Here is a 22,250-nt window from a genome sequence, read left to right as displayed (position 1 = left end):
GAGCGTCATATCTACAAAAAAATTAGAGTTCTCATCCTGCGTAAAAAACGCCCTAAACAATGCGTCGGATATGGACTTGTTACGCTCGGAGCTGTTCAGTGTTGAACAACTGAAACAACATGCGGTAATGTTGGCTGGTCAGCATGCTATTGATCCATACCCTGGGCCAGATCGCCTGCTACCACGCTTGGCCGACAATGCCGATGTTCTTCGTGCAGCCTATGACGTGCTCACTGCAGGGACCGCGCAGGCTGAGCAGCGGACACAGTCTGGCGAGATCTGGCTGCTTGATAATTTCTACCTCATTGAGCAGCAAATCATTCTAGCCCGAAGGCATTTGCCTGTCGATTATGGCAAGCAACTGCCACGCCTGCAATCCGGCAGCTTGGCGGGGTTCCCCCGTGTCTACGACCTCGCCTCTGAATTGATTGCGCATCAGGATGCCCGCGTCGACGGAGATAACGTCAGCGCCTATATCCATGCTTATCAGACCATTACGGCATTAACGCTGGGCGAATTATGGGCCTTCCCCATCATGCTGCAATTGGCGTTACTGGAAAACCTGCGTCGCGCTAGTCTGAACGTTGCTTGTCGGCGGGAGGAACGCAATGCTGCCATGATCTGGGCGGATCGCATGCTCGCCGCCGCAGAAAAAAAGCCGAACCTGCTGATTCAATTACTTGCTGAATTTGCGCATGCGGATATGCCCTTGACGGCGCCGTTTGTGGAGGAGTTTTACGCCAGATTGCAAGCCTACGGTCCCGCTATGGCGTTCGTGCAAACCTGGGTCGAACATAAATTACTTGAACAGGGCATAACCGCTACCCAGTTGTCTGAAGTGTCCGCCAGAAAGTCCGCTGCCAACCAGATATCCATGGCGAACAGCATTGGAAGCCTGAATTTTCTCGCGGCTATGGACTGGCGAAGTCATGTCGAAGCGTACAGTGTTGTCGAACAAAGCCTGCGCCAGGACCCGATGGGCATATACGACGGACAGGATTTCGCAACACGCGATCGATATCGCCACGCTATTGAAGATATTGCACGCAGCAGTGGGCGTGATGAGCTGGCGGTGGCGGAGGAGGCGATTGCACTTGCCCAGGCGGCATCGCAGCAAACAGGCAGCGAAGATCGATCTGCGCATGTCGGCTATTACCTGCTGGATCGGGGTCGGCAGCGTCTTGATCTGGCGATGGGCTGCTATTTTGAATGGCGGTCAGCGGCCAGACAAATGGGCGATCATCTCCGCCTTTCCTTGTATATCAGCGCCATACTCCTGTTGACGGTGCTGATCAGTTTAATTTTGCGCGTCCCTCTTGAGGGCCTCAGCCCCACCGACTGGCGTGTCTGGTGGCTAGGCATGGTCGGGGTTGTGAGTATTTCGGCTTTGGCGGTTTCTCTGGTAAATCGCCTGATCACTCTTTTTATGGCGCCCGGCGCCTTGCCGCAGATGGATTTTTCGCAGGGTGTTCCTGATGCGCACCGCTGCATGGTCGTTATCCCGACACTGCTGAGTTCGCCACAGGAAATTGACGCGTTGCTGGAGGCCCAGGAAATCCGCTACCTCGGAAACCGCGATTCCAATATTTACTTTGCGTTACTGACGGATTTTCGGGATGCGGCAGAGCAGACCAGTCCGGAAGATGCTTTATTAATCGACTATGCACGTGTCGCTATTCAGACCCTCAACGCCCGCTATGTCGATGATCGACCCTGCCTGTTTTATTGGTTTCACCGGCCCCGAGTCTGGAACGCATTTGAACAGGTGTGGATGGGCTACGAACGCAAACGCGGCAAACTGGAACAATTTAATGCGCTGCTGAGAGGGGCGGCGGAGGCGGCAGCATTCTCAGAGCAGGTCGGCGACCTGTCCATCCTCGGCAGCATTCGTTATGTCATCACCCTCGATACCGACACCCAATTGCCCCGTGACACGGCGCGGGCACTGATCGGTCATATGGCGCATCCACTCAACCAAGCCGTATATGACGTCGATAAGGGCCGTATCGTCGATGGCTACGCGATCATTCAGCCCCGCGTAGCGATCGACCTGACCAGCGCCGGTCAATCGCTATTTACTAAACTCATGGCTGGGGATTCTGGGATTGACCCCTATACGCGCGAGGTGTCCGATGTCTATCAGGATATTTTCAGCGAAGGCTCATTCATCGGCAAGGGCATCTACGATGTAGATGCCTTCCGCCAGGCGGTTGATGGCCGTTTTCCAGAAAACCTTATCCTCAGTCACGATTTGCTGGAAGGCGGGTATGCCCGTGCGGCACTGGCGACCAGCGTCGTCCTGATTGAAGAATTGCCTGGCAGTTACACCGCAGAAGTCTCCCGTCGACACCGATGGATTCGGGGTGACTGGCAGATTATCGGCTGGCTGTTGCCGTCGGTACCCGGTGCCCCAACCGCTAACGGTATGCGGGCGCCGCGTCCGACCAATCCGCTATCCGACTTGTCGATATGGAAAATTTTTGACAATCTCCGCCGCAGCCTGGTGTCATCCGCACTGTTGCTGCTGCTGGCGGGGGGCTGGCTCCTGGGTCCGGCCTTCTCCTGGTTATGGACTACCTTGGTTACCGGGATCATCCTCGTGCCAGTCCTGCTTTCGCCGCTCATCGACCTCTTCCGCAAGCCTCAAGACCTCGACTGGGCAGCACATCTCTCCTTGACCAGGGCTTCGGCAAGTCGCCCGCTATTCTCCGCACTGCTGACAGTCGCACTGCTGCCTTATGACGCAGTGATGAGCCTGGATGCCATTCTGCGCTCAGGCATACGAATGCTTTTCACCCGTCGGGGATTGTTGCTTTGGCAACTGCCTTCGTACCGCAGCCGTAACGCCTGTCATACCCCCGGAGATTTTTTCAGGGAGATCTGGAGTGCACCCCTGCTCGCCATCCTCCTCGGAATAGCCTTGGTGACCGCCTCCAGCCTGGGGACCAGTTCACCCTCGGTGTTACTGTTCAGCATGCCCATTTTAGGGCTGTGGCTGTTTTCACCGGTTATCGCATGGTGGATCAGCCGGCCGTTGCGGACCGGTGTCACAGGTCTGGATGATATACAGCGACGCTTTCTGCGGCTATCGGCACGACGTACCTGGCGTTTTTTTGATGACTTTGTCGGCCCTGCGGAGCACTGGTTACCCCCCGATAATTTTCAGGAGTATCCAACGACGGTCATTGCCTCGCGAACCTCACCGACCAACATGGGCATGTCGCTGCTGGCCAGTCTGGCTGCCTATGATTTTGGTTATATTACTGCCGGCGAGTTCCTCCAATTGACCGAAAACACCGTGACAACCATGGAGCAACTGGAACGCTATCACGGTCACTTCTATAACTGGTATGACACGCGCACCCTGCAAATACTGAGTCCGCAATATATCTCAGCGGTGGATAGCGGTAATCTCGGCGGCTGCCTGCTCACCCTCCAAGCAGGGTTGAACGCGCTCAAAACTCATCCGGTGTTGCCGGACAACGCCTTTGCGGGCCTGCAGGATACGCTGTATCTGTTGGCAACATGCATCCACGACATCCCCACGACAGATCTGGCCAACAAAGTCCTTGCACTGCAAGATGTGTTGTCTGCCATGACGCTCAACGGATGCCCCCCATCCCTGGTGGATGCCCATCACCAGCTTGCCGATATTCAAAGGATCAGCGGCGATCTCGTGAACGGGTTTCCCGCCGATGTTCCGGCGGATAGCGACTGTGCTTACTGGGCAAAGGCATTTTATCAACAATGTCAGGCTTTGGCGCTGGATCTGGAAACCCTCGTCCCTGATGCGCGGGACGTGAACAACACTCTGACACTGGCTGAATTAGCCCATGGCATTGCCACGGGGACGGCTGCCGCCCGGGCAGCTGCCGCAGAACGGTTAAGGGTCATTGATCAGTTGGTGGATCGCTGCCGCGCGTTGGCGGCGATGGATTTTGAATTTCTTTACGACCCTGCGCGCGACCTGCTGGCCATTGGCTATGATGTCGGGGAACGGCGCCGTGATCCATCCTGCTACGACCTGCTGGCATCAGAAGCACGCCTGGCCAGTTTTCTGCTTATTGCACAAGGACAAGCGCCTCAGAAACATTGGTTTTCGTTGGGGCGCCTGTTGACGAGCTACGGCGGCGAACTGTGCTTGATTTCATGGAGCGGCTCGATGTTTGAGTATCTCATGCCGCAATTGATCATGCCGGATTTCCCCAACACACTGCTCTACCAGACCTGCAAAGCGGCCGTCTCTCGCCAAATAGAATATGGGCGCCAACGCACCGTACCTTGGGGAATATCGGAATCCTGTTTCAACGCCGTGGACATGCATCAAGTCTATCAATACCGGGCATTTGGGGTTCCCGGTCTTGGTTTCAAACGCGGGCTCGGCGATGATTTGGTGATTGCACCTTATGCCAGCGCGCTGGCACTAACTGTGATGCCGTGGGAGGCCTGCCACAACTTGCAGAATCTTGCGGCGCAGGGGTTTCTCGGCGCCTATGGCTTTTACGAAGCCATCGATTACACGCCATCCCGGGTGCCACCGGGCGAGCGTCATGCCATTGTCCGAACCTTTATGGCGCATCATCAAGGGATGAGTCTCCTGGCTTTTGCCCATGTCCTTCTCAATCAGCCAATGCAGCGCCGGTTTTTATCTGATCCCGGCATTCAGGCCACTCAGTTATTGTTGCAAGAGCGTCTGCCCAGGCAGGAGGCTACGTTTCATCCCCATGCAGCTGAAGTCAGCGCTGCCGCAAACGTGTCCAGCGTCGAAATTACGACAATAATGCGCGTATACAGCAATCCGGATACGTCCATGCCAGAAGTCCACCTTTTATCGAATGGCCGCTATCACGTCATGATCAACCACGCTGGCAGCGGTTACAGCCATCTTGACGGTCTCGCCGTGAACCGCTGGCGCGAGGATACCGCCGCAGATGTCTGGGGGACCTTCATTTACCTGCGTGACCGTCAGTCCGGACACTTTTGGTCGACGACCCATCAACCCACCCGAAGCAAAGCCGATCACTATGAGGCGATTTTCGTCCAAGCACGGGCGGAATACCGTCGCCGTGATCAAATGATAGAGAGCTATATGGAGGTCAGCGTTGCGCCGGAAGACAACGTGGAGATCCGCCGTGTGACGCTCACCAATATCTCCCCACGCATTCGTCAGATAGAGTTAACAAGTTATACTGAGATTGTCCTCGCTCCGTTAAATGCCGACCTTGCTCACCGTGCATTCAGCAATTTATTCGTTCAGACCGAAATTCTGTCAAAGCACAATGCGATTCTCTGTACCCGACGTCGTCGCTCACCGGACGAGCAAGTGCCTTGGATGTTTCATCTATTTGCTGCGCCCGGTGTTGCCGCCAGTGCAGCATCTTACGAAACTGATCGCGCACAGTTCATAGGCCGTGGTCGTACCGCCGAGCATCCGCGCGTCTTCGACAGCCTACAACAGGCTACATTATCAAATAGCGAGGGGCCTGTATTAGACCCCATTGTGGCCATCCGTCGTACACTGACGCTTGGCGTAGACGAGTCCGCGACGGTACAGATCATTTCCGGAATGGCCGACACGCGTGAGGCCGCTATTGCCCTGCTGGAGAAGTATGGTGACCGTCACCTGGTGGAACGTGCTTTTGAAATGGCCTGGTTCCAGGGCCAGGAAGTGCTCCGCCATCTGAGCGCCAGCGAAGCCGATGCCCAGGTGTTTGGACGCCTGGCCAATTCCGTGGTGTACGCCAGTGCCCTGCGGCGGGCCGCGCCCAGTGTAATTGCCCGTAATCAGTTAGGGCAATCCGGCCTGTGGCGCTTTGGGATATCAGGCGATTTACCGATTGTGCTGCTGCGCGTCCGTCAATTAAACCGTATCAATCTGGTAAAACAAATACTGCAGGCCCATGCATATTGGCGACTGAAAGGACTAGCGACCGATCTGGTGATCGTCAACGAAGATTTCACCAGCTACCGGGCCACGCTGCAAGATCAGATAATGGGCTTGATTCACGCAGGTCCGGAAGCACAAATCGTCGACAAACCCGGTGGCGTCTTCTTACGCCGCGCCGAAGAACTTTCTGAAGAGGATCGCGTGCTGTTCCAGACCGTCGCGCGTATTATCCTCACCGACAGCGCCGACTCCCTACTAGAGCAGGTGGAACGGCGGGTATCAGGGGATCGCTTTCCTGCTCCGCTGAATCCGCAGTCACCCCCAGCCGTCGAAATCATACAACCGCTGCTGCCGCGGGAACGCATTTTTTTCAACGGGCTGGGTGGATTCACAGCCGATGGACGTGAATACGTCATCAGTTTGGAGCCGGGCCAAATTACACCCGCTCCTTGGGCCAATGTGATTGCCAGTCCGCACATCGGCACTGTCATCAGCGAGAGCGGCGGTGCCTATACCTGGGTCGAAAACGCCCATGAATTCCGTCTGACCACATGGCACAACGATCCGCTCAGTGACAGTAGTGGCGAGGCTCTGTATATCCGCGACGAAGACACAGGAGCATTTTGGTCACCCTCTCCATTGCCCGCCCGCGGTCAGTCCGGATATGTGTGCCGCCACGGATTTGGATACACTATTTTTGAACATTATGAGTCGGGGATCTCTTCAGAAATGACCACTTACGTCGCGATGGACGCGCCAGTGAAATTCGTAGTGGTCAAACTGCACAACCATTCCAAGCGCCCGCGAAGGCTTTCGCTGACGGCATACTGGGAACTGGTACTCGGCGAGTGGCGTCATGCCAATATGATGCATATCGTCACCGAAAGTGATCCGCACAACGGTGCGCTGTATGCCCACAATGACTATGGGCGCGAGTGCGGACATCGGGTCGTTTTCGTTCAGACCAGTGAACGGGAGCGTACGATCACCGGCAATCGCAGCGAGTTTATCGGCCGTAACGGTACGCTTGCCAAAGCTGCGGCACTGTACCGCAGCCGTCTGTCCGATAAAACAGGGGCGGGCTTTGATCCCTGCGCCGCCATACAAACGCCGATTCATCTGGCTGAAGGCGCGGAGCGCGAAATCGTGTTTGTTTTTGGTACCGCAGCCAGCACCGACGAAGCGCAGCAATATACAGACCGCTTCGCCAATAGAGAGTATGCGCGGCAAGCTTTGGCCGGGGTACGGGAATACTGGAGCCGGACCTTAGGTACGATATATGTGGAAACCCCGGATCCTGCACTGAACGTATTAGCGAACGGCTGGCTGGTCTACCAAACCATCTCCAGCAGACTCTGGGGCCGCAGCGGCTACTACCAGTCGGGCGGGGCCTACGGTTTTCGTGATCAACTACAAGATAGCATGGCGCTGATCCACACGACCCCCGGGCTGGCCCGAGAACAACTGATCCGTTGTGCAGAGCGCCAATTCTGTCAAGGGGATGTCCAGCACTGGTGGCACCCGCCCCACGGCCAAGGGGTGCGCACCCATATTTCCGATGACTATCTCTGGTTACCCTATGCCACCTGTCGCTTTGTGATGGCTACCGGCGATACTGGCATTCTTGACGAACCCATTCATTTTCTCGAAGGCCGCGAACTGAATTCCGAGGAAGAGTCCTACTACGATCAACCCCAGCGCTCTGCTGAATCCGCCAGCCTCTATGATCATTGCGTTCGGGCGCTCAAAAACGGTTTGCGATTGGGTGTCCATGGCTTACCTCTGATGGGCAGTGGCGACTGGAATGACGGGATGAATCTGGTCGGTCACGAGGGTCGGGGTGAGAGCGTCTGGCTGGCTTGGTTCCTGATTCAGAATCTACAGCAGTTTGCTGGTCTCGCGCGCATCCGGGGTGACAGCACCATTGTTGATCTTTGTGTGCAACAGGCTGTCGTGTTACAGGAGAACATAGAAAAAAATGCCTGGGACGGTGCCTGGTATCGGCGGGCTTATTTTGATGATGGTACGCCCCTTGGTTCTGCTACGAATGACGAATGCCAAATTGATTCCATCAGCCAGAGTTGGTCCATCCTCTCTAGCGCAGGCGATCCCTTGCGGGCGCGACAGGCCATGGCAGCGGTGGACAAATATCTGGTCCGTCGCGATGCGCAGCTTATCCAGTTACTCAATCCACCCTTTGACCGGTCAGCACTCGAACCCGGTTACATCAAGGGCTATGTACCTGGTGTGCGCGAAAACGGCGGACAATATACCCACGCTGCCATTTGGACCGCCATGGCTTTTGCCCAAATGGGAGACAAAGTACGGGCCTGGGAGTTGTTTAACATGCTCAATCCAGTCCGTCATGGAAGTAGCGCAGAATCTATCGCCCGCTATAAGGTAGAACCCTACGTTATGTGCGCCGATATTTATGGCGCCGCACCACACGTCGGGCGCGGTGGGTGGACCTGGTACACCGGCGCAGCGGGCTGGATGTATAGATTAACGATCGAAACCTTGCTGGGCCTATCGCTTGAGGTTGATCACCTGCGCATCACGCCCCGCGTCCCGGCGGACTGGAAATTCTATAAGGTCCACTACCGCTACCGCGATACGCTGTACCATATCACCGTTCATGGTGATAGCACCGCATCAACGCGGGTAGTGCGCATTACCCTGGATGGTGCTGAATTGCCGCAAGACAGGATTCCGCTCATGGATGACCGCCGCGAGCACGATGTCGATGTCTACCTCGACTAAATAACTGTTCGGGAAAGTTGTCATCATCAGCTTTAGCGTGCAAGAACCACATGAGCTTCGTGATCGACTTATCGTTCGGGGACGCGCCGCAGTTCTTCAGCACCCTCCTCATCGAATTATTCAGCGATTCTATGGCGTTAGTGCCATCCCACAGCCCGACAGTTCCACCAGAATGCCCTGATCCAGAGGGCTTCGTAATGCAAACGGCGTTCCAGATCTTGCCAGCATCCATTAGGGAAGCATGGCATCCCCGGACGATCCGGAGAGGCCATGGGAAGGGCTGGCGCAATGAGTTGGGCGGGTACTGTCAATACCTCCCGACGAGGAAAGCGGTCAGATTGCGGCCGGAACTCGGGGAGGTATTTCGAGCATTGGCACGGCATAAAATGCCTTCGTGCAGATTACTGACAGTCTTCTTGCGCCGAGTGGGCGATGCGCTCAAAGTCGTCGGAGAGAAGATGCGTCGGTTGGTAGTCGATTCCGAGGCCCTGCTTCCAGCGATAAAATGCACGCAAATGGTTGCGTGACCCGCGTTCGAGTTCGGCATAGACCGCGAGGATCTCCGGTTTGACGGCGCGATGCGCCGCATTCTGAAGATCAGCGATGTCCAATTCCTCGATCAGCAGGCCGACACGGATCGCATTTTCCCGACTCTGCAGCCCTTGCTGTACGAGGCGATCGTACAAATCCTGCAGCTCGGCACGGTGGAACCGACCCAGTTCCAGTCCCTGCGCCGGATCCGAGAGGCCGTAATGTTTCAGCAAGGCCAGGATGGCGTCCATGTGCGCTTGCTCAGCTCCGCTGATATTGTCGAAAGGACGAATTCCCCAGCGGTCATAAAGGCGTAGATAGACATCGCGGGCAATTTTTTCTTCCTCGCGCATCAGCAACAAATCGTCGCGCTCTTCAACGCTCAACTCGCCCGGGCGATACGCTGCAACGGTGGAGCGGATCTGTGCGAGGTGCTCCTCGCGGTGCGCGGTGCGGTCGAGATAGACGAAGTCGCTGCCAACCTGAGCGGGAACCGCACTCTGCCAAGCACCACCGCCCAAGCCCCTACCACCTCCAGCCATGCCAAATCTCCCGCCGCCACCCATGCCACCGCCACCCATGCCACGGCCACCACCTGCCCCGCGCCCGCGGTTACCTTGGCCACCGCGGATATTCTGGTTGTTGGGCAGGTTGTTGTCGACGCTGCTGTTCAATCCGGGCAGATCCACTCCGCAGGTGGGGCAGGTCCGGCCTTGAGTGCTCAATTCCCTGTTGTCCATGGGATATCTCCTATCTGATGAATACTAATGATTATCCTTTATAGACCAACAAAGGGAATGCCGCATTGAGAATTGTTAATTTGTGCGCGGGAGTTTTTTGTTCAAGGCAAGGGGGTGACTGGTAAGGACCTTGGTCGCCCCCACAGATTTCCTAGGCGACGGCGTCGACCAGCGCCAGCATGGTATCGGTGACGGACTGGGCAGGTGCCTCAAGAAAATTCAGCACAAAGCGGTCAGCAAATCTGGTCACGCCGATGGAGCGCGGTCGCAGGGCCACGATGTCAGCGTGGGGAATGGCGTTAGCTACGCAAAAGAGCAGAGTCTGGGCTCAGAGAATGCCATCGGCAATTTTGCCACCCCGGGACGCATAAGAAAGAGCTTCGATTCCGCCTTGGATGTATAGCGAGCGGCAATATTCGACCAGCTCGTATCGAGACATTCGCGCGAAGATGCTGCCTCGCCTGATTTCCGGGGCCGCCTTCAGTCCCGTATTTATCATTTTGCCTGCGTTCACAAGAAACTCCATCTTCCCCGCTTCATCTATTATCTTCTTAAATCGATGTTCTGTTTGCGGAGGGTCGGTATAACCGGACTGTTTTGCAAACAAGTGAACAAGGTCGGAGTACGCCGACCCGATGACTTGACCGCAGCAGAGCGGCGTCAGTGCGCCGGGTGCATCGGTTGCACGACCAGGCGCACGCCCAGGGCTGCGCAAACGCGGCTGATCGTCTCGAAGCGCGGCTCACTGCCGGGCCGAAGGGCTTTGTACAGGGCTTCGCGTGCAATGCCGGAATCCTTCGCAACCTGCGACATACCGCGTGCGCGGGCAATGTCGCCAAGGGCCGCGGCCAGCAACGCGGGGTCATTCTCTTCAAGAACGGCCGTCAGGTATGCGGCCACATCCTCGTCGCAGTTCAGGTACTCCGACGCATCGAACTCGGCAAGTTCAGAAACCTTGATTCTCTTGGTCATGTCAATCCTCCAAAAGCTTCGCCAGCGCAATCGCTCGGCGGATGTCGGCTTGCTGGGTGGACTTGTCACCGCCGGCAAGTATCACGATCAGCGTCTCGCCCCGCTGGACGCAGTACATACGCTAGCCCGGCCCAAAGTGTTCGCGCATCTCGAACACGCCTTCACCTACCGGCTCCACGTCGCCCAGCTGGGCCTTGCGCAGCCGATTGTTGATGCGCTGCCGGGTCAGCCCATCCTCAGGCCCTTAAGCCAGTCGGAGAACTCACTGAGTAGTTTCACCGCCTAGGTCACGAGCGTAGTGTAATCGAGCGATTACATGCGGTCAAGCGAAGGGACGTGTGCACGCGTCCGAAGCAGGCGTGAAAAAGGCCGGACGTTGCCGGCCTGGAGGGGTGCTGCTGGGCGGTTCCGGCGGCGCGTGGTATCGTGAAAGGGTCTTGACTCTCGCCGGTTTAGTGAGTGGCCTTGACCGGCAGAGCCGGCGCTGCAATCGCCTGTTCTGCCACCCTCGCAATCACGTTGCCAATGCACTGATCCAGTGACAGCAGCGGCGTGCCATCGATGTAGTCGCGCAAGTTGTCCGGCTCCCAGCGTTCTACCAGGGCCACGCACACCCGCTTGGTGTCCCAGTTCAGGCAGGCTAGGTAGGCCCGGCCCAGATGCAAACGTTCTGGCTAAAATGGGCAGAGGGTCTGCGATCGGCTACACTTCCTTTACACACGCCTTACCGCCTGCGCTGGCAGGATGTCAGCGGCTACCATGAGCGTCATGATTCATATGTATTCCCTTGGAAGATTCTGTGCACCCATGACAAGGAGGTTTTATGGATAGCTTGATTGAAGACATTATCGCCCGGGAAATTCTGGATTCACGCGGTAATCCTACGGTTGAGGTAGAAGTGTATCTCAGCAATGGTCGGCACGCCCGGGCGGCAGTTCCCTCTGGAGCCTCGACGGGTAGCAGGGAAGCCGTCGAATTGCGTGACCGTGACAGTCACCGTTTCGGCGGCAAGGGTGTGCAACAGGTACTGAAGAATATTGAAGAAATCATTGCTCCAGACCTCCAGGGGCTGGATGTTCGCGAGCAGAAAGCCATCGACGACACCATGATCGGCCTGGACGGAACGGACAATAAAGGCAAACTGGGGGCCAATGCCCTCTTGGGCGTTTCCATGGCCTGCGCCCGCGCCGCGGCTGATTTTTGTGATTTATCCCTGTATGTCTACCTGGGCGGCCCGGGTGCCACCCGCTTACCGGTCCCCTGTTTCAATGTGCTTAATGGCGGCGTCCATGCCCACTGGCAGGGAGCTGATTTTCAGGAATGCATGCTGGTCCCCTATGGCGCTGACAGTTTCCGCGAAGCTTTGCGTTGGGGTGCGGAAATCTACCATACCCTGCAGGGATTGCTTCTGGAAAAACATCTGTCCGTTGGCGTCGGTGACGAAGGCGGCTTTGCGCCCGCCGTGCAATCCAATCATCAATCCTATGACCTGCTGGTAGAGGCGATCCGTCGCGCCGGACTTGAACCGGGAAGAGATTGCGGCATCGCCATCGATCCAGCCTCTTCGGAATTCTTTAAGGATGGAAAATACCATTTGCGCACCGAAAAACGAGCGCTCAGCAGTGCGGAAATGGTCGGATATTACGCCGAGATCGTGCATAACTACCCCGTCGTATTGCTAGAGGATGGTCTTGCGGAAGATGACTGGGAAAGCTGGAAACTGCTCAATGAGAAACTCGGTGGCATCATTGAGTTGGTCGGCGACGACATCTTCTGCACCAACCCGAAAATCATTGCCCGGGCCATAGAAGACAACATTGCCAACTCGACGCTGATCAAACTCAACCAGATTGGGACTGTCACCGAAACCATTGCCGCCACCCGGCTGGCTCAGTTTCATGGCTGGGGAGCTTTCGTATCTCATCGCTCCGGTGAAACCACTGATGATTTCATTGCGGATCTGACAGTAGCTCTGGACACCGGCCATCTGAAATCCGGAGCACCGGCACGCGGTGAGCGAGTTGCCAAATACAACCAGTTACTGCGCATTGAAGAAGAACTGGGCACGGCCGCCAGCTTTGCTGGCAAACACGCGTTTTGCAGGCCGGTCCGTTTCTGATAGCGTTCAAAGGAGAGATATCCTGCGTTCTACCCGGTGGACGATTTACTCCAGACTGATCACCAGCCGCTTCCCCAAAGCAGCGGCGGCGCGTTCAAGCTGTTTGATGGTGGGGTTTCCAGGACGGATAAGGCGCTGTGCAGCTGGCCAACTCGTGCCCATGGCGCGGGCCAGTTCGGACAACGGACGGCCCTGGCGAGCGAAGTCTATCAGCACAGCTGCCTGCACGCCGACATCGGGATAAGCCACCGGGCGACCATCAGCCGGTGATGGACCTGTATGTCTGCGGATCAACGCGACTGGTCCAGGGGGTGACGAAATTCGCTCTGAGCCAAGGGTTGCCGGACTCCTGTTTGTAGTTCGAACGGTTTTTGTCCGCATAGTGCGGTATCTATGCATCCGGGATCGGTACCCGTTCTCCTCAGGGCATGGAGCCAAAATGAGAGGCGGCGGCAAGATGGATTATTGATGAGCATATGTGCCATGATCCTTTTCTGACGAGCCAACGGTAAAAGTCGAATGGGCATATTGCAAAAAATTGGCAACCCCATGGATTTTCATACAGGAGGGTCTCGTGATAGTCATAGAGCCCAGTAAAAAGTATCGTTTTGCCCTTCTCCATCTTGGGTTCCGCCTCTTTTTTTTGTTAGGGGCGGTATTCTCTGCTTTTGCCATCTCTGCCTGGTTCTGGTTCTATTATCACGGAACGCAGTTTCTTGATAATGGCAATTTCCCGATTATCCTGTGGCATGCCCATGAAATGATATTTGGATATTCCATGGCCGTGGCTGTTGGTTTTTTGTTGACCGCAGTCAAAAACTGGACGGGTCACCAGACGCTTCGCGGATATGGATTATTATTACTAGGTTTGTTCTGGCTTATGGCACGCATAATGCCGTTCACCGATTTTCCTGGCGCACTGATGATCATGGCGCTATTCGACCTGTTGTTTGATGTCACTGTTTGCATCGCCTTACTGTATCCTTTGGTCCGCAGCAAGCAATGGAAACAGCTTGGCATATGGTCCATATTATTACTAATGACGACAGGTAATACATTGTTCTATATAGGCCTCATCTGGAAGCATCCTGAGCTGACGCAGATTGGGTTGTTTTTCGGCCTCTATCTGATTATCGCGCTGATTATGCTGATGGGACAGCGGATAATGCCGTTCTTTATTGAAAGAGGCGTTGGTTATCCGGTGGTTTTGAGGGTTCGGCCGTGGGTAAACATCAGCAGTTTGATTCTTATGATGTTTTTTATAGTGGCTGTTGTATGGAATCCGATTTCACTGATTACGGTTTTGGTGGCCATCGCGTTAGCGTTTTTGCAGGTTCTACAAATGATCGGATGGTATACTCCGGGCATATGGCGTAAGCCCTTGTTATGGAGTCTTTACCTGGCTTATGGATGGATATTCATTGGATTTATTTTGACTGCGCTTGCTCATTGGATACCCATCAATCCAATGTTAGGAATTCATGCTTTTGCGTATGGTGGGGTAGGCATGATGACCATTGGCATGATGGCGAGAGTCTCTCTAGGGCACACAGGAAGAAACATCTTTACACCCCCATCGGCCTTGAACTGGATATTCTTTTCGTTGCTTCTTGGTGCCATTGTGCGCGTGATTATTCCAATAATATTGCCAATGCAGTACCGAATGTGGATTGAGGTGTCGCAAGGCCTGTGGATTATTGCCTTCGTCGGTTTTATCATCGTTTATGCGCCCATGCTCATAAAGCCGCGGATCGATGGCCGATATGGGTAATGAAATAATCGGAGGGCTTTAATGTATGAACGTTAGCTTGATGGGGGACCTTTGCCATGTATGCCGTCTTATACCAATGTCTGCGTGCCGATGCGTTCCCCGTGGCCGAAGCCTTTCTGGTTGACGCCGGGCGCCGCTCGGGCGGGATCTGGCGCAATGGTGAGGGCTGAGCGTCGGCCGACCTGGGCCATATTCCTGCTCCTCGGCGTGGTGTTGACGGTGACCCTGCAACTCGCCTCGGGTTTGCTCCTGGCCTTGGGCTGGATCTGGCTTCTGCCCTTCCACATCATCGACGGCCTGGTTGCCGCGCTTTTCCTTGCCGGTGAATGGTCCTGGCTCCTTGGCTCTGGGGCAGGTCGGCGGAGTGCGGCGCGGATCTTTCTACTTTCGGCGACGACTCGGCGGCGGGTCGTTCGCCAGTGGCGCCATTTGGGGCGCGACGGCACCCTCCTGCGCGAGGGGCTGGACGCCGCTGTGGCGGGGGTCTTTCTGCTCCTGGCGAGCGTGACCGTGATCCTGGGTATCCTGCTGTGGCGGGGAGCGGGAGATCTCCTGCCCTGGCACCGCACACTGGCCGCCTTTCTGTTGTTGTTGTGGGTACTGCATCTGGCGTTCAGCATCATCGATCATTGGCCGCGTCGGGGCCGTAAAGGCGTATCTCCGTGAGGGGACCCCTGTTTCGGTTCAAGGGTCGAGGAATCGCTGATCACCCGCCCCGCTGCCATGCCCCCTCCCAAACAACTGAAACGCACAATGCGCGAAACGATGTTTGTCAGTAATATCCCTATGTGCCGTTCTGTGCAGAACAGGATTGAACAAGCGGGTGCGGCACGACAATCCAGTTCTTTACTTGGTGGTTAATCATCCTCGACCTGCGAATGCGGATGACCTGGTCTCAGCGGGGGTGGTCATCCAAAAATTTGTGGTAATAGTAAAAAATGGTATCATAACGCATATAGCTGGATTAATTTATAAATCAGTTTGTGCGCCGTATTTTTTATGGATACATCATATAAAGAATTCATGGATCGCTCGCTCTCCCCGTTATTTTCTTGGCTAACAGTGAAAAATTGTTGCCTTTGTATGCAAACAAGTATCTTGTTACCGGCTTCTTCCGCTTCCACCACTATGACCTGATCATCAAAGCTTATCTGAATGCGACTGATATAGGCATCCATCCGCCAACCACTATTCGGAAAATTGACCACGAGTACGCCGGGACTCCGCAGATTGGCATGGCAATGGATTTAATCGAACCCTCTCCAGAGGTAAGGTAATGCTCATTTGCTATGCGGAACGCATAGTCAATACCCTCTTTGCGCCGATGGTAATCGGTAGAACTTAGTCCTATCATATCGTCACTGTTTTGTGAGCCCCAAAGATCTTCACTGCGTGGGGTTTTCTTGTCCGAAGGAAAATTTTCAGGATCTGTGACCGGATGGTTAAATATGAATAAAAACAATGAACTAGATCAAAAATTTTTTTGGTGGGAAGGGGATGTTCTGGTGGTCAATATTTTGGGGAAACCCAATGCCTCCCGCGATGCGATTGGCAAACCCAAGGGTAACCAGCTCAAGGTCAGTGTCACCGCAAAACCCCAAAATGGCCGCGCTACCGATCACATGGTCCGGTTTCTGGCGGGGGAGTTCGGCGTTGCCCCTTCGGCCATCGAGGTGGTATTCGGACGAATGAACGTCAACAAACAGCTACGGATCAAGGCCCCCACACACCTGTCACCAGTGTTTCAGGTGCAGGCGACCCTGCTGGACTGACGGTCGGCGAACAGAGCGGGCAACAAAAGGTCGCTCGCCGGCGATCTGCCTTTCTCCAGGTATCGACTACATAATCAGCATATCAGCAAAAACAGGGGAGCGTATGATGCGTTGGATTACTGATAGCCGTGCCGGATTTGTCACGTTCCTCGCCATCGCCTTTGTCCTGGCACTGGGTGTGTAGGTGCTCTCTGCGCTGATGGTGTGGAGCATGGGGGAGCCGCTACCGGGTGGCGATTACGTTACTGGATGTTCTCCTGGTTTGGACAGGACTTGCCTGGAGTGCGTCGATCATCTGGGCTGCGTTGTCGGGTAACGGCGGAAGTTTTACCATTTTAGTGTCCATCGTGGCGCTGCTCTCTGTTGCGTAGCAACAGTACCTCAGCCTGCGCGCCAAAATAGACATAGAGTCCCAGGGCCACCATAAGTGCGGCGGCTGCAACCAGTAATCCAATGGCAAGCCACAGATGCTGCGGGGCATCGAGTGCGAATTTAAAAACCAGCATCAATCCCTCGATGGAAACCGCAATCAGAATAGCGGCAATAAACCGGGTCAGAGTGCGTCGTGTCGTACTATGACGGCGAATATCCTTGCGTAACAATACCTCTTCCTCAAAGATGGTCTTTGCCAGATCAAAAACAGCAAGGGCCAGAGTAAAAAGAATCGTTGCCTGGAACGGTGCACTAAAATCATCCGGGGTAGTTACTGTAGACCATACAGAACCGAGCGCGATCAATGCATGCAGACCGAGTGCCATGCTTACCGTGAGCAATCCGGCGGAGAACAACAGGTAAATGAATTTAAAATAAGGTTCGAAACTACGTCGGCTGCCATCTTCTTCCAGCAACGCCAAAGTACGATCCAGTTCGCTATCCGCCACTACCATGCCCAGCAGTTTACCGGCCTCATCACGAACGGGTGCGGTTGCAGTGATGCAAATATGACCGTTGGTGGAGGAGAGATACGGCTCCGTGAGCACAGGGCTGGTAGCTTCCCTGGCCAATCGATAATAAGGACGATGGCTGCGGTTTGCGCCATCACCACCGTGTGCTTTCCGCCTCCTGGATGCTGCTACATTATCGCCAATCTGGTTGCCATCGGCGTCAAGCAAGTAACAAAGATCCAGAAAAGGATGCCGTTCAATTAAACACGCCAGGACGCGTCGTTGCTCCTTGCGGTCCTGCCTGAGCAGGTGCGGACTGGCTACGGCGTCTACCACCCCACCCAATAATGCCGAGAGATCTACCCGCAGTTCGCGAAAATGATCGAAACGATTCATGGATACCCTCCTGACAGATGCCGCCCATACACGCCAGACTCAGCGAGCATCTCATCATGCAGAGATCATGCCAGAAAGTATCAAGAGCGGCTGCGGCGGCAGATCATTTGGCAGCGCGTAGCGAAACAAGCAGGGTGTTGTATCCGTGGGCGGTATGTATATCCTGCATTATCATGGTGCAGGATCAGCGCCGTTTTAGGGCAATGTGCTCTTCAGCCACGGAATATCTTGTGGTCAAAGAGATTTTCGATCAGTTCTCACGTCGCTCCAGGTTACGAGGCGGTGATGGTGATGAGAATTTTGTGCAACTCGTCGGTTGGCTGGCCGTGTTTCGTGGGCTGGTGATTCTCAAGCGGGTCGGCGACGGCACCACGCGGGAGATCTCGGATTTTGAAGACGCTCCCATGGGCGTCTACACTGAAGACATCTTCGCCACGCCATGTTTCCGGGGGCGCGGGCGTTTCCAGAGGGAGATCTGACCCTGATGAAAGAAGATCCGCAGGAGAATGAAAAATCGGCCACCGCTTCCATCCTTGGTCCCGGTGCCGTGCCCATTGTCCTCTGGGTCAATGGCGAAGCCCGTACCCTGCTGGTCGAACCGCGCACCACCCTTGCCGAAGCCCTGCGCGGGCCTCTGGGCCTCACGGGCACGAAAATCGCCTGTAATCAGGGGGCCTGCTCGGCCTGCAGCGTGTGGCTCGACGACCTCGTGGTTGCCTCCTGCAGCATCCTGGCCATCGAGGTGGGGGAACGGCGGGTCACCACCATCGAAGGGCTGGCCGCGGGCGAGCGACTGCATCCTGTCCAGGAGGCCTTCATCGCCCACGACGCGGTGCAATGCGGCTTTTGCACCCCCGGCATGGTGATGAGTTGCGCCGCCCTGCTGGCAGGGAACCCCCACCCAGGCGAAGCGGAGATTCGGACCGCCATCAGCGGGCATCTCTGCCGCTGCGGAACCTATCCCCATGTGATCCAGGCCATGCTGGCCCTGGCCGAGGCGGAAGGAGATTGAGCATGGATGACGAATTCCCGCGGCGTCGGGAGAAATTCCCCTTCGGCCTCGCCCATCTGGGGCTCGATGCGGTGGAACGGGAGATTCCCGCTGACGAGCCGCCGCCACTGGCGCCCAACGCCGAGTTGACGCAGATCGGCAAGGATATCCGCCGCTGGGATGCGCGGAACAAAGTCACTGGCGCAGCCCTTTATACGGTGGATGCGCATCAGCCGGGAATGCTCCATGCGGCGGTGTTGCGCTCGCCTTTGCCCCATGCCCGCATTCGCTCCCTGGATCTTTCCCCAGCCGCTGCGCTGCCCGGCGTCCATGCGGTCCTGACCGTAGTGGAGCCCCCGGCCGATGGCGCCTCCATGGTGCTGCGCTATGTCGGCCAACCCATCGCCGCCCTGGCGGCGGACACGCCGGCACTGGCGGAGGCGGCGTTGCGCCTGATCCGAGTGGAGTATGATCCCTTGCCCTTCGTTGTGGATCTCGATGGGGCCAGACAGGCGGATGCGCCCATCGTTTACCCGGATTCCGAGTGGCAAAAAAGTCCATCGGCCGGCCTGCCTGCGGCAGCCGGTGATCTCCCCATCACCGGCAATATCCGGGGACCCGAGAGCAAAGGCAGCCGCGGCGACATCGATGCGGGTTTCGCCGCCGCCGAGATCGTGGTAGACGGAACCTATCATACCCAGGTCCAGACCCATTGCTGTCTGGAACCCCATGCCATCGTCGCGGCCTGGCACGAGGACGGTCTCGACGTTTGGATGTCCACCCAATTCACCGCCGGCGTGCGCGCCCAGTTGGCCCGCCATTTCCAATTGCCCCTTTCCCGCGTCCGCGTACGGGCCGAGGCCGTTGGCGGGGGGTTCGGTTCCAAATCGCAGATTGGACTTTACGGGCGCACGGCGGTAGCCCTTTCCCGGCTGGCCAAGGCGCCGGTACGCCTGGTCCATCGCCGCGACGAGGAACAGATGGATAGCGGCAACCGCCCCTCCAGTGAGCAGCATCTGCGCATCGGGGCCCGCCGCGACGGCACCCTGATGGCGCTTTCCCTGCATTCCTACGGCAGCGCCGGCATCGCCTTCGGCGCCGGCGTCGGCAATATGGCCACCGCGTTATACCGTTGCCCCCATGTGGAATCCCTGCAGTATGATGTTTTCACGCATGCCGGTCCCGCTTGCCCCATGCGTGGTCCCGGCAACACCCAGGGTGCCTTCGCCCTGGAACAGGGCATCGATGAACTGGCGGAAAAACTTGCCATGGATCCCCTTGCCCTCCGCGATGTCATCGACCCCAGCCCCGTTCGCCGGGAGGAACGCCGCATGGGCGCCGAAAGAATCGGCTGGACGCAGGGCAAGCCGCTGGGGGCTGATCAGGGGCCTATCAAACGTGGTAGGGGCATGGCGCAATCCCTGTGGTCCGCCAATGTTCAGACCAATGCCGCCTGCGAACTACGCCTGTGGCGGGATGGCCGGGTCGAAGTGCTTTCCAGCGTGCAGGACATCGGCACCGGAGTCGGTACGGTCCTGGCCCAGGTGGTGGCCGAGGAGCTGGGTCTGCGGCCGGAAGATATCCATGTGCGCATCGGGGATACCGAATTTCCCTCGGGACCACCTTCCTACGGCAGTCGTACCACCGCCTCCATCACTCCCCCTGCCCGCACCGCCGCCTGGCAGATCAAAGAGGCCCTTTTCCGCTCCGTCGCCTCGTCTTGGCAGGTGGATCCGCAACAATTGACCGTGCAAGACGGCTGGATCCATTTGCGCGATGCGCCGCAGCGGCGCATCTCCTGGCAGGAGGCGGCCGCCGCCCTGCGTACCGACCGCATCAGCGCCTTTGCCGGGCGGATCGATGACTACGCCGGTTTCCGCAGCCGCTCGGGTGATGCGGCCATGGCACTGAACGACTTGGGTGGAGTCCAGTTCGCCGAAGTAGCCGTCGATACGGAGACAGGCGTCATCCGCGTGGAACGAGTGCTGGCCGTTCAGGACTGCGGCCGTCCCATCAACCCCTTGCAGATTGAAAGTCAGGTGCAAGGAGGCGTGCTCATGGGCGTTTCTTATGCGCTGCTGGAGGAACGGATCCTGGATACCAACACCGGCTGGATGCTCAATGCCAATCTGGTCGATTACAAATTGACCGGGGCGTGGGACGCTCCTCAGATCGAGGTGATACTGCTGGAAAATTACCAGGGATTTAGCGCCACCGATGCCTACGGCATTGCCGAACCGGCCAACATCGCCACCGCCGCCGCCATCGCCAACGCGGTCTACAACGCCATCGGGGTGCGCATGCGGTCCTTGCCCATGACGCCCGCAAAGGTACTCCATGCCCTCGGTGCCACAGGCGGAGGGCCGCGCTGATGGAAGCCTTCCAGTGGCAACAGGCCCGGTCGCCGACGGAAGCCGCAGCCCTCGTCACTCAGACCACGGCCGAGGCGATGCTCACGCTGCAAGATACGCCGATCGCACAACAAGCCATTCTGGTGAAAGCCGGCGGGGTGGACATGCTGGACCTTATGAAGGAGGGCCTGGTCAATCCCCTGCGTCTGGTGGACGTCAGCCAGTTGGCGGAACTGCAGGGCATCTCCCGGGGGAGCGACGGCAGTCTGCGCATCGGGGCGCTGACTACCCTGGCTCAGATCGCCGCACACCCCGGTCTCCACCAGAGCCATGCCGCGTTGGCACAAGCGGCCGCCATGGCGGCCAGCCCGCAAATCCGCAACCGCGCCACGCTGGGCGGGAATCTGCTGCAACGGCCGCGCTGCTGGTACTTGCGCTCTGCCGCCCATCACTGCCTGCGCAAGGGCGGTGGACACTGCTTCGCCTTTGCGGGCGACAATCGCTACCACGCCATTTTTGCCAATCACGGCTGCGCCATCATCCATCCCTCTACCCCGGCCACCGCGCTCCTGGCCTTTCATGCGCAGGTGGAACTTCTCCACCCGCAAGGACAGCGGCGGCAGGTTCCGCTGGAGGATTTTTTCGTTTTGCCCGAAGCAGATATGCACCGGGAAAACATTCTTGCGGCCGGGGAGATCCTGACGGCGGTATGGCTGCCGCCCCAGATGCAGACCAATCACTCCATTTATTTCCAGGTTGCTGAACGGGAAGCCTTTGATTGGCCCCTTGCGGCCGTAGCAGTGGTCGTGGATCTCGACGCAGCCGGCCTTTGCCGGGAGGCGAGTATCGTGCTCGGCGCAGCGGCGCCGACGCCCTGGCGGGCGCGACAGGCAGAAGCCCTGCTGACGGGGGCGACCATCAACGGGGAAACGGCGGAGGCGGCGGGAGAAGCGGCGCTGGCGGGGGCAACACCCTTAGCGCAGAATGCCTACAAACTACCCTTACTCGCAACGTTAGTACGCCGTGCCGTGCTCGCTGCCGCCGCCTTGTCGCAGGATCCACGGCCGTAGCCTAGA

19 protein-coding genes are annotated in these 22,250 nt (G+C 57.0%); 10 read left to right on the top strand and 9 right to left on the bottom strand.

The window, feature by feature from the left end:
* Nucleotides 1-76 precede the first annotated feature (76 nt).
* Nucleotides 77-8,647, top strand: coding sequence for a GH36-type glycosyl hydrolase domain-containing protein (locus F6A13_RS13140; protein WP_126605668.1), 8,571 nt, complete (start codon nucleotides 77-79; stop codon nucleotides 8,645-8,647).
* Here the strand turns inward: F6A13_RS13140 and F6A13_RS15875 are convergent.
* From F6A13_RS15875 to F6A13_RS13120, 5 genes are all read right to left on the bottom strand, one after another.
* Nucleotides 8,601-8,879 (bottom strand): transposase, encoded by a 279-nt coding sequence (locus F6A13_RS15875; RefSeq protein ID WP_197722478.1) that lies wholly within the window; start codon nucleotides 8,877-8,879, stop codon nucleotides 8,601-8,603. The two genes, F6A13_RS13140 and F6A13_RS15875, sit on opposite strands and share 47 nt — an antisense overlap.
* A 169-nt stretch (nucleotides 8,880-9,048) precedes the next feature.
* The gene (locus F6A13_RS13130; RefSeq protein ID WP_172959329.1) at nucleotides 9,049-9,918 is read right to left on the bottom strand and encodes a DUF2202 domain-containing protein; all 870 of its coding nucleotides are present in this window, start codon (nucleotides 9,916-9,918) and stop codon (nucleotides 9,049-9,051) included.
* 151 nt (nucleotides 9,919-10,069) lie between these two features.
* On the bottom strand, nucleotides 10,070-10,237 hold the full coding sequence (locus tag F6A13_RS15870; RefSeq protein ID WP_331251186.1) for a DUF6858 family protein: 168 nt from the start codon (nucleotides 10,235-10,237) through the stop codon (nucleotides 10,070-10,072).
* 9 nt (nucleotides 10,238-10,246) lie between these two features.
* The gene (locus tag F6A13_RS13125; protein WP_126604384.1) at nucleotides 10,247-10,432 is read right to left on the bottom strand and encodes a hypothetical protein; all 186 of its coding nucleotides are present in this window, start codon (nucleotides 10,430-10,432) and stop codon (nucleotides 10,247-10,249) included.
* Nucleotides 10,433-10,578: 146 nt separating this feature from the next.
* Nucleotides 10,579-10,890, bottom strand: a complete 312-nt coding sequence (locus F6A13_RS13120; RefSeq protein ID WP_172959328.1) for an addiction module antidote protein — start codon at nucleotides 10,888-10,890, stop codon at nucleotides 10,579-10,581.
* On the opposite strand from F6A13_RS13120, the gene F6A13_RS15480 reads away from it, so the two are divergent.
* Nucleotides 10,889-11,176, top strand: a complete 288-nt coding sequence (locus F6A13_RS15480; protein WP_172959327.1) for a hypothetical protein — start codon at nucleotides 10,889-10,891, stop codon at nucleotides 11,174-11,176. The two genes, F6A13_RS13120 and F6A13_RS15480, sit on opposite strands and share 2 nt — an antisense overlap.
* Before the next feature lie 166 nt (nucleotides 11,177-11,342).
* Here the strand turns inward: F6A13_RS15480 and F6A13_RS15475 are convergent, their stop codons facing one another.
* Nucleotides 11,343-11,498 (bottom strand): hypothetical protein, encoded by a 156-nt coding sequence (locus tag F6A13_RS15475; protein WP_172959326.1) that lies wholly within the window; start codon nucleotides 11,496-11,498, stop codon nucleotides 11,343-11,345.
* Nucleotides 11,499-11,713: 215 nt separating this feature from the next.
* Between F6A13_RS15475 and eno the strand changes: the two genes are divergently transcribed.
* On the top strand, nucleotides 11,714-13,009 hold the full coding sequence (gene eno / locus F6A13_RS13110; RefSeq protein WP_126604383.1) for a phosphopyruvate hydratase: 1,296 nt from the start codon (nucleotides 11,714-11,716) through the stop codon (nucleotides 13,007-13,009).
* A gap of 45 nt (nucleotides 13,010-13,054) precedes the next feature.
* Here the strand turns inward: eno and F6A13_RS13105 are convergent, their stop codons facing one another.
* Nucleotides 13,055-13,258 carry a hypothetical protein gene (locus tag F6A13_RS13105; protein ID WP_126604382.1) on the bottom strand — a complete coding sequence of 68 codons (204 nt, stop codon included), beginning with the start codon at nucleotides 13,256-13,258 and terminating at the stop codon, nucleotides 13,055-13,057.
* Nucleotides 13,259-13,583: 325 nt separating this feature from the next.
* Between F6A13_RS13105 and F6A13_RS13100 the strand changes: the two genes are divergently transcribed.
* Together F6A13_RS13100 and F6A13_RS13095 are read left to right on the top strand one after the other, a co-directional pair.
* Nucleotides 13,584-14,780: an NnrS family protein gene (locus tag F6A13_RS13100; protein WP_126604381.1), complete on the top strand. Its 1,197-nt coding sequence runs from the start codon at nucleotides 13,584-13,586 to the stop codon at nucleotides 14,778-14,780.
* A gap of 156 nt (nucleotides 14,781-14,936) precedes the next feature.
* Entirely contained in the window at nucleotides 14,937-15,446 is a 510-nt protein-coding gene (locus F6A13_RS13095; RefSeq protein ID WP_126604380.1) for a hypothetical protein, read from the top strand.
* A 278-nt stretch (nucleotides 15,447-15,724) separates the two neighbouring features.
* On the opposite strand, the gene F6A13_RS13090 is transcribed toward F6A13_RS13095, so the two are convergent.
* On the bottom strand, nucleotides 15,725-15,958 hold the full coding sequence (locus tag F6A13_RS13090; protein ID WP_113525948.1) for a hypothetical protein: 234 nt from the start codon (nucleotides 15,956-15,958) through the stop codon (nucleotides 15,725-15,727).
* 225 nt (nucleotides 15,959-16,183) lie between these two features.
* Between F6A13_RS13090 and F6A13_RS13085 the strand changes: the two genes are divergently transcribed.
* On the top strand, nucleotides 16,184-16,552 hold the full coding sequence (locus tag F6A13_RS13085; protein ID WP_225981844.1) for a DUF167 domain-containing protein: 369 nt from the start codon (nucleotides 16,184-16,186) through the stop codon (nucleotides 16,550-16,552).
* Nucleotides 16,553-16,887: 335 nt separating this feature from the next.
* Here F6A13_RS13085 and F6A13_RS13075 read toward each other — a convergent pair whose 3' ends face one another.
* A complete protein-coding gene (locus tag F6A13_RS13075; RefSeq protein ID WP_113525950.1) occupies nucleotides 16,888-17,832 on the bottom strand; it encodes a PDC sensor domain-containing protein in 945 nt (314 codons plus the stop codon).
* Between the two features lie 230 nt (nucleotides 17,833-18,062).
* On the opposite strand from F6A13_RS13075, the gene F6A13_RS13070 reads away from it, so the two are divergent.
* From F6A13_RS13070 to F6A13_RS13055, 4 genes are read left to right on the top strand one after another with little or no spacing between them, the layout of a single operon-like run.
* The gene (locus tag F6A13_RS13070) at nucleotides 18,063-18,311 is read left to right on the top strand and encodes a hypothetical protein (RefSeq protein ID WP_126604379.1); all 249 of its coding nucleotides are present in this window, start codon (nucleotides 18,063-18,065) and stop codon (nucleotides 18,309-18,311) included.
* A 5-nt stretch (nucleotides 18,312-18,316) separates the two neighbouring features.
* Complete coding sequence (locus tag F6A13_RS13065; RefSeq protein WP_126604378.1) at nucleotides 18,317-18,844, top strand: (2Fe-2S)-binding protein; 528 nt, start codon at nucleotides 18,317-18,319, stop codon at nucleotides 18,842-18,844.
* Between the two features lie 2 nt (nucleotides 18,845-18,846).
* Nucleotides 18,847-21,195, top strand: coding sequence for a xanthine dehydrogenase family protein molybdopterin-binding subunit (locus tag F6A13_RS13060; protein ID WP_126604377.1), 2,349 nt, complete (start codon nucleotides 18,847-18,849; stop codon nucleotides 21,193-21,195).
* Nucleotides 21,195-22,244 carry an FAD binding domain-containing protein gene (locus F6A13_RS13055; RefSeq protein ID WP_126604376.1) on the top strand — a complete coding sequence of 350 codons (1,050 nt, stop codon included), beginning with the start codon at nucleotides 21,195-21,197 and terminating at the stop codon, nucleotides 22,242-22,244. Before F6A13_RS13060 ends, F6A13_RS13055 begins: the two co-directional genes overlap by 1 nt.
* The last annotated feature ends 6 nt before the right edge of the window (nucleotides 22,245-22,250 follow it).

Source organism: Acidithiobacillus sp. 'AMD consortium' (assembly GCF_008926505.1).
GTDB lineage: Bacteria > Pseudomonadota > Gammaproteobacteria > Acidithiobacillales > Acidithiobacillaceae > Acidithiobacillus > Acidithiobacillus ferridurans.
This window is presented reverse-complemented; position numbering and strand designations above follow the sequence as displayed.